This window comes from Priestia sp. 3CA3, assembly GCF_056836725.1.
Map to the genome: position 1 here is coordinate 46,518 of NZ_JBXENJ010000014.1, position 7,851 is coordinate 54,368.

General features: G+C 31.0%; 10 protein-coding genes and 2 pseudogenes. 10 read left to right on the top strand and 2 right to left on the bottom strand.

Translation table 11 applies throughout. From position 1 onward, the window contains the following. Window positions 1-48 precede the first annotated feature (48 nt). Window positions 49-612 carry an SMI1/KNR4 family protein gene (locus AC1VNJ_RS24250; RefSeq protein WP_482641443.1) on the top strand — a complete coding sequence of 188 codons (564 nt, stop codon included), beginning with the start codon at window positions 49-51 and terminating at the stop codon, window positions 610-612. Between the two features lie 290 nt (window positions 613-902). Then, a pseudogene (locus AC1VNJ_RS24255) lies at window positions 903-1,316 on the top strand (DUF7832 domain-containing protein); the annotation flags it as partial. Window positions 1,317-1,975: 659 nt separating this feature from the next. Here the strand turns inward: AC1VNJ_RS24255 and AC1VNJ_RS24260 are convergent. After that, window positions 1,976-2,230: a hypothetical protein gene (locus tag AC1VNJ_RS24260; RefSeq protein WP_482641444.1), complete on the bottom strand. Its 255-nt coding sequence runs from the start codon at window positions 2,228-2,230 to the stop codon at window positions 1,976-1,978. A gap of 199 nt (window positions 2,231-2,429) precedes the next feature. On the opposite strand from AC1VNJ_RS24260, the gene AC1VNJ_RS24265 reads away from it, so the two are divergent. From AC1VNJ_RS24265 to AC1VNJ_RS24300, 8 genes and pseudogenes are all read left to right on the top strand, one after another. Further along, a complete protein-coding gene (locus AC1VNJ_RS24265; protein WP_482641445.1) occupies window positions 2,430-2,933 on the top strand; it encodes a CBO0543 family protein in 504 nt (167 codons plus the stop codon). A 25-nt stretch (window positions 2,934-2,958) separates the two neighbouring features. Further along, window positions 2,959-3,435, top strand: a complete 477-nt coding sequence (locus tag AC1VNJ_RS24270; RefSeq protein ID WP_482641446.1) for a CBO0543 family protein — start codon at window positions 2,959-2,961, stop codon at window positions 3,433-3,435. Between the two features lie 388 nt (window positions 3,436-3,823). Continuing rightward, on the top strand, window positions 3,824-4,078 hold the full coding sequence (locus AC1VNJ_RS24275; RefSeq protein ID WP_482641447.1) for a DUF4190 domain-containing protein: 255 nt from the start codon (window positions 3,824-3,826) through the stop codon (window positions 4,076-4,078). Window positions 4,079-4,294: 216 nt separating this feature from the next. Next, window positions 4,295-5,215, top strand: coding sequence for a S8 family peptidase (locus AC1VNJ_RS24280; RefSeq protein ID WP_482641448.1), 921 nt, complete (start codon window positions 4,295-4,297; stop codon window positions 5,213-5,215). Between the two features lie 14 nt (window positions 5,216-5,229). Continuing rightward, window positions 5,230-6,060, top strand: coding sequence for a hypothetical protein (locus tag AC1VNJ_RS24285; protein ID WP_482641449.1), 831 nt, complete (start codon window positions 5,230-5,232; stop codon window positions 6,058-6,060). Between the two features lie 643 nt (window positions 6,061-6,703). Then, on the top strand, window positions 6,704-6,916 hold the full coding sequence (locus tag AC1VNJ_RS24290; protein ID WP_482641450.1) for a hypothetical protein: 213 nt from the start codon (window positions 6,704-6,706) through the stop codon (window positions 6,914-6,916). A gap of 104 nt (window positions 6,917-7,020) precedes the next feature. Then, window positions 7,021-7,170 carry an AbrB/MazE/SpoVT family DNA-binding domain-containing protein gene (locus tag AC1VNJ_RS24295; RefSeq protein ID WP_482641451.1) on the top strand — a complete coding sequence of 50 codons (150 nt, stop codon included), beginning with the start codon at window positions 7,021-7,023 and terminating at the stop codon, window positions 7,168-7,170. A gap of 21 nt (window positions 7,171-7,191) precedes the next feature. After that, a pseudogene (locus AC1VNJ_RS24300) lies at window positions 7,192-7,305 on the top strand (AbrB family transcriptional regulator); the annotation flags it as partial. Between the two features lie 20 nt (window positions 7,306-7,325). Here the strand turns inward: AC1VNJ_RS24300 and AC1VNJ_RS24305 are convergent. Continuing rightward, a partial coding sequence (locus AC1VNJ_RS24305; RefSeq protein WP_482641452.1) for a hypothetical protein occupies window positions 7,326-7,851 on the bottom strand: 526 nt, incomplete at its 5' end.

Here is a 7,851-nt window from a genome sequence, read left to right on the forward strand (position 1 = left end):
AAGTAAAATTATAAAGTTTATGGACATTAGATTGAAGAAGGTGAAGTTTTGAAAAAAGAATTTTATCAGGGAGATAGTTTTTGGAGCGTCGATAGTGAATATAAGCGTATAGATTATCCGATAAATGATGAAATCATAAAGCAAGCTGAAGTTATTTTAGGTGTTAAGTTACCTAGTTCATTATTGGATTTAATGAAAGTAAGAAATGGTGGGGGATTAAACTATCCATACTTTATGTTACCCGATGGAGATACCGAAAGTATTCCTTATGGAGGAAGAGCAAGCATTAATGCAATTGACCCTATACATTTTGAAAACGATGATGTAAGTATCTTATCTTCCAAAGAACTATTAGAAGAAGTCAAGCTCACCGGTGAATTTGTAGTTTTGTGGACGGATTTTCACTATTGGGTCGTGTTGGATTATCGTAATAGATCACAAGATCCTACTGTTATGTACATCGCAGAAAACTTCTCAGGTTTAACACACGATACTACAGAATGGGAGTATATCAAAATAGCAGATACTTTCGATGATTTTCTAAAGCAATTATTTCGTGTACCTCCACTAGATCCAAAGCAATTAAAAAGTAGTTATAGCCGCAAACAATGATTAAGCTAAACCAGTTTTTTAGAGACTACATTTTTTTGCTATAATCCTATTTTCATTGGTTTAGTATATATTGTTTAACCCCTACAGTATATAATGCAGTATATCGTTTACTTTTAATGTAATTCATGGAGGGAATTTTGTATAAATTAAAGTGCATTCCATTTTTTGTGTTTATTATTTTGTTCCTGCAAGGCTGCGAAGACTCATTAAATAAAAAAAGTAGTCGTGAACAAGAAGAAACTACCTTAATAGAAGATATAGATATAGAGAAAGAGGAAGAGGAAGAGACCATGACAACCGTCTATGATAAAGCTAAATGGCATTATGAAGGGGATTTCCCGAGTAACTTGAGTGAAAAACAGGCATTCGTTCATACTGGAATGTATCTCGGTTGGATTATTGAAGAAAACTTATATAGCAAAGAATTTGAGGAAGAGGCTGCGCAGGATATTATAAAGTTTAAACAAAAGAATATGACCGGAACTGAAATATATATGGAATGGGATGGCGTCTTTGCCAGCGATATGCTGAATGCGGAAGGAAGGGCCTTTACAAAAGATTACTTTGATTTCGATAAAGGAACTTATTTAGATGATTATGAAGCTATATTTCCTCATATAAAATCCCTTTATGAGGTAGAAGATACGTGGAATAATTATGAGGCTATTAATACAAAGATTAATGAGCGTTTTGATACTTGGAAGCATACAAACGAAGAAAATAAAGGTGATAAGTTATTTACGGTTGATTCATATATAGGTTCATTAAAGAAAACACTTGAACAAAATGAAGATAAGTTAATTAACAATATCAAAAAAGTACATACTTTTCATTATTATAAGGGCATTGATTTACTGGACTTTGAAATCTTCATTCAGCCATTTGATTTGTCTATTATGATGTTTTCTATGGACAATGAAGCGAACGAAGTTTTCTATGAAGGAAACGATCGTGCCATTTTTTCAGGTAGTTATGAGCTACTTGAAGGGTTTGAATACTATGAGCTAGCCGACGAGCATTCAGATGAGTTTTGGGATTTTTATGAACAAAATGAAGAAGAAATATCTGCTGCTGAGAAAGAATTGATTTCAAACTGGTTTATTTCTTGTTGGAATAAAGCTGCCGATGGTGGAATAAAGCTGCCTGCTTATCTAGACTTTCATGATGATATAGAATCTTTTGATTTAAAAAAGAACAAATGGATCGATAGTGAAGACAAATGGTCTGACGAAAATAGAAACTAAATTCATTGTACACGTGAAAAGAAGCCAAACTATCGTAATGGCTTCTTTTTTATATCAATAATGACATTCTGAAAAATATAAAATTATACATTTTATTTACATAAAAATAATGATTTTATTCAATATGAATCAAGAATATATTTCTTCCAACCTTTTAAAACAATCTCTTCTTCAGTTGGTTCTGAGATTTCTATATCCTCATCAAAGATTGTAGTAGCTATACTACTCTTCACAGTATCAAGAGGATGTTCCCATCTTGATTCACATTCATCACATACTACAAAAAGTTCCTTAGTCTTTATATCTTTACAAATTTCTACCCATCCTTGATCGCACAAGGAACACCAGGCTACTTTATGGGTATGTTTTTGCATCGTTACTCATCCTTTATGTAATTAATAACCTTGATAGTAATATTAATCTTTTAAACTTTATAATTAACATTATTGGTTTTAATAATCAATCTAAAATCATTTGCATAATAAAGAAAAGTTCGTAAAGGTATACATTTTTTGTTAACATAAAACGGCTTACCAGAACAAAACCTCCTGGTTCTAAATAAAATTCTTCAATATGGCTAAGACTGAAAATATTTACAGTAAGAGGGTGGACATAATAAGTTTAGATCGATGGTTGCTAGTAGCTTCTTTATTATTTGGTATATTTTTATTGTGGAAGTTTACCCCTAGAGAAAGAGCAAGAGAGGCTTGGGTTATAGGACTATTTCTTCAAAGTATTACGTGGGTTTCTGGACTTTTCGTGGTAGAAATGAGGTGGATTAGCTATCCAGTAGCATTATTCTCACGGACAAATGAGGTGAATAGAGCTAGTTTTAGCTTTGAATTTTTCTTATTTCCTGTAGTAGCTATTTTATTTAGCTTAAATTATCCTTCTCAACAACCATTATGGTTCAGGTTTCTTTACTATACGGTTATCATTGTTTTCTTTACACTTATGGAAGTTTTGTTGGAATGGAAAACAAACCTTGTTCAGTATCATGAGTGGAGATGGTATTGGACTTTTATTACAGTATGGATTTCCTTATTTTTAAAATCATCAATATTACATATACTTTAGAAAAAAGTGGTTAAAAGGGTGAAATATGAAAAAAGAAATTATAATTTTAATTTGTTCATGGATAGTAGTAATCAGCCTGTATTTATGGAAAATTCCTGCACCTTTAAAAGGAAGAGCTCAAATGGCATTCTTGTTTGGTCAAGCTATTGCATGGATATCTGTCTTTTTATCTGTCTATTTTAAACGAGTAAAATTTCCATTCAGAGAATTTCCCTATGCAACAAACCTAAGATTTTCCCTTCACTATCTAATCTATCCGGCTTTTGCTATGTTCTTTGAAGTAACATATCCATCTTCAAGTAGCCGAACAAAAGTTATTTTCCACTATACTCTATTTGTTATTATAGCTAATCAATACGCTTTTTTTATTGGACACTATACGGAACTGGCAAGACCACTTAAAAACGAGCTTTTGAATATTCCTATTTTCGCTTTTTTATTATTTGTTGCGCATCAATTTAATAAATGGTTTCAAAAAGGGATGAAAGAAACAAATACTTAACTACATTTCTATGTCTACAATGTCCAAACTCAGTCAACATATTTTTTTAATAAGTAATTGTTCTTGAAAATAATACATATTATTTTTGCTCCTTGAACGAACGACATAAGACTCCGTTAGGCATCTACGGACTTTTTTATTCAGATTTTAAACAGAAAACTTCCTTAATGGATTGGGGAAGTTTTTCTGTTTTTAAGTTGTATACGATATACAACGTGAGTATTAGTATATTTATAAAAGGTTCTAATTCTTCTTTAAAATGACCTATGGTTTTAAATTTTTGAAAATATAAATCCAAAAAATTAAGTTAGTAAAAATTTTAAAAACTATATCCAAATATAGTTATATATGGTATAAAAGACTATAAAACTTTTTGGGGGTTCATATTATGGAAAAAAACAACGGTAAGTCAATTATTTCAATTATTTTAGGAGTCTTGGCGATGATTATACCTTATATTGGTATAATCATTGGAATTGCAGGTCTTATATTTTCTATTCAAAGTACCAAAGAAATAAAAAGTACTCAAGAAAAAGGAAAGGGATATGCAATTACAGGAGGAATCTTTAGTGTAATAGGAATATGTATGCAAGCTGTATTAATTTTCTTTGCTATTTTAGGATATACAGCAGTGTTCTTTTAATATATGCCTTACTTTTGGGTAATGTTAGACTATTAAATTAACCATAATAAAATATAATGTCAAAATTATATATTTACAAAAGGTAGCATAAATGTTATTTTTAACATATTCCGGAATAGTTCTAAAGTTGTACATATAAGGATTTTTTGTAAAAAAATAATCTGAAATACCTGTTCAACTAAAAGTACTTTTAATTAGAAAGAGATTAAATATTATATGAACTACTTATTGCTTAGCTTGTTTGTGTTTGTTTACTTATGTCTAAGGTTAAAAGGTTATAATTTATTAAAAAGTTTTTCTTTAATTGTAGTTTTGTCTGTATTATTTGTTATTCCCTTTAGCAGTAAAGTTATAGTGGATTATGGATGGCATGTAAAATATATGGAATACAAAAAATTGCATCAGTATTCTACAGGGAAAACACAAAAAATAGCACTTATAGACAGTGGGATATCAAAGTTTCAAACGGAAAATAATAATGAATTAAATGTTACTAACTTAGACAATGAGTATGATGAAGTCGGACATGGGACAATGATGTATTCACTTATTAAAGGATATAGAAATGAAATTTTAGGTATTGCTCCGAAAGTTGAAGTAATATCTCTTAAAGTAGTAGACTCAGAAGGTTTAATCAAACCTTCTACAATGGCAGATGCTATTCAAAAATCTATTGACTTGCATTGTACAATTATAAATTTGAGTCTAGGAAGCTATAAGTATAACCAAGATGTGTCTAATATGATTGACAAGGCTACAAAACAAGGAATAACTGTAGTAGCTGCGTCTGGTGATTATTCAACTAATGATTTGATGTTTCCAGCAAGTAAAAAAAATGTAATTTCTGTTGGATCAATTTCAAAAGACGGATCGGTATCTAACTTTACTAATAACCCAAGTAACACAATTCTTAACGTACCTGGTGATCAAATTAAAAGTATTAATCAATTTGGACATATTGAATATACATCCGGGACCTCCCAATCTACAGCATTATTGTCAGGTTTCATAGCCTTATTAAAAGATTACGCGTCTCAAAGAGATGTATTATTGTCTAATGAAACCATAATCGAATTATTAAGCTCAAATAATGGAAATTATTCAACAATTTTTTCTAAAATAGTTAATACCAAATGACAGGAGTTTTTATATTGAATAAAAAAAGGTTTCTTACAGGTGTAACTACATTAACTTTAGCTTTTGGAGTATTAAATAGTATTCCTGCAAGTGCTGCTAGCTCGGATAAAGAAGAATTCATTCAAAATTCGCCGATTGAGACTGAACAAGAGCTGATGGAAACATTAAAAGAAGTTAATGAAAATCCAGAAGTTGCAGATTTGAATCATGATGACAAAATAGAGATTACAGAATCTATTTTTGAAAATGCTACTGAGGAAGCGAAAGAAGGATATGAAGAGGAGATTATGGAAGAGCTACAAGAAGGTTCTGAAGGTCTCGACTCAGAGGAATTACAGAAAACAGGATACACATCAAATGAGATTACCTTATCTGATGGTAGTGATGTTAAATTCGAAGCTAGTGATGTTTCTGAAGATGATGACTATGTACTGCAAGGACAATCATTATCCCCTTATAGAAAAGAGACTAAAGGCTATGGAAGCAGACGCTATACAGCAACAATTACGTTTACTTCATTTGGAGCAAAAGCTGGTAAAATATCTTTAGCTAATCATTATTCAGTTGGAGACTATGGTTTAAAAATGAGATATACGTCAAAAAGCCCTACAGAAAGTTATTTAAGTGTATTTGACATAACTTCTGCAAGTACAGAAGTTACAGATAGTACTGCTTCAAAAGCTGGACAAGATATCAACGGTTATGGAGATTACAGTGTTAAAGGCGGAGCAGGCTTATTCAGTGGAACGAAATATTTTGAAATTAGAAGTACAATTAAACTTGTAAGCTTAAATAAAACTAAAAAGACAGCATATGTTGATCAACGTTATAGCTTTTTAGATTAATAAGGATAAGCATTAAATTCAATAAGATTTATATATAATAAATAATTCAGGTGCAAAAAATCTTATTAAAAAGACTTGCTTTAGATATAAGTAAATTAATTCTTGAAAAGGATTAATTTACTTTTTTTGTTTTGGTTAAAGCAAAAAAGCTTAAAAGAACCTTTAGCTTTATTCCTTCAACATTTTGAGGAACATCAAATATCTTGTCCGCAAAAGTATACGTTTGCGGAATGTGTGTTTGTATAAAAAAATTATCATTCTCGGCGTTCGTTTAAAATTGAAAACAATTTATGAACGTTCTTTAAAATGCATGTAGTTTTACGAACTTTAGCAAAGTAATAGATTGAAAAGTCTACTTCCTATAATCAAATTTATGGTAACTGAAAAAAAGGCCTGTGTCTAAGTAGATACAGGCCTTTTTTTAACCCATATAGTTTAAAAATGGCAATTCGTATTCTTATCAGCTTATGTATAAAAGCTACCATGTCAGATATAACGCATATGTAACTAGGTTTGTATGTCTATGGATAGTTGGTATAAAATTCTTTTTCTCCATAATAGATATCTATACATTTCCTTTTACAATTCACACTATTAACCCTTATTATGGAATTAAACTCAAAATAAGGTGGGAGATGCTGGTATGAGAGCTAAGATTGAGAAAGCGAACCATGTAGTGATGTTTGAAACACCTGGTGAGTTTTATGCACATGAAGTGACTCAAGATCCTAAAGTGGGTTTCTTTGCTTGCCCCTCTTGTGGAGTGAAAGTTTATCATAAACAAGATCATTTCTTCTCACGTGAACATGAGCGTACGTGTACTTATGTACAAGAGAAACCTAAGAAAAAGTTCTAAACCTGTATCTTAAAACCTAGTTTGCAAAATTAATATTGGTCGATTTATACATTTATAGTATAATACGAAAGTTGTACTTATGACCATATAAAAGGAGAGTCAGCATGAAGGGACTAAGTACGTTAAGAAAGATAAATACAGTGGGGCGTATAGTAATTCCCATTGAGCTAAGAAAGCTAATGTATATAGGTAAAGATGATGAAGTAGAGATTTTACTGGAAGATGACCATATAGAAATAAAAAAATACAAATAATCTAATCAATGTCTAACCACTGGTGAGATAACATCCCAAAACCGTAGATATGCAGATAACGTGGTTCTAAGTCCGTTAGGTGCAAAAATTTTATATAATGAAATAAAAGATAAGCAAAAAACCTTTGAAGATTAGATTCAAAGGTTTTTATTAAATTATTTTTTATGTTGTATACTCTCTAACCAGTTTTGGACAGAAGATCCCAAGCTAGTTGCTCCTACCTTTAGTTCATCCATAATATAAGAAATTAAATTGTGTAAACTGTACTCTTCCTTATAAGGGTTATTTTTATTGATGAATTTTAACACCTCTTTTAGCTCCTTTATTCTCCCTTGGTCCAATTCTTCTTCTAAATGCCTAGTCATGTACTCATCAACAAAATCTGAATTTCTTATACTGGCTTCAATTAAGAAAGATGCTGCTAATGCAGGAGAGCAATCCAAAGCATAAGCTAAGCGTTTCAGGATATCATACGTTTCTCCATGCCCATCTTTTAAGCGTGTGGAGACACGCTCTTTCTCAATATTTTTGTATAAGTGTCTAATTGGCTCATTGGACATATCCCCCATATACACAGTGCTGCCAAAGCTAAATCCTCTTCTAAAATAATTTGATAGGTAGTCCATTACTTTTGAAGAAGAAAGGCCTGATATACAAATTGACTCAACTACACTTTTCACG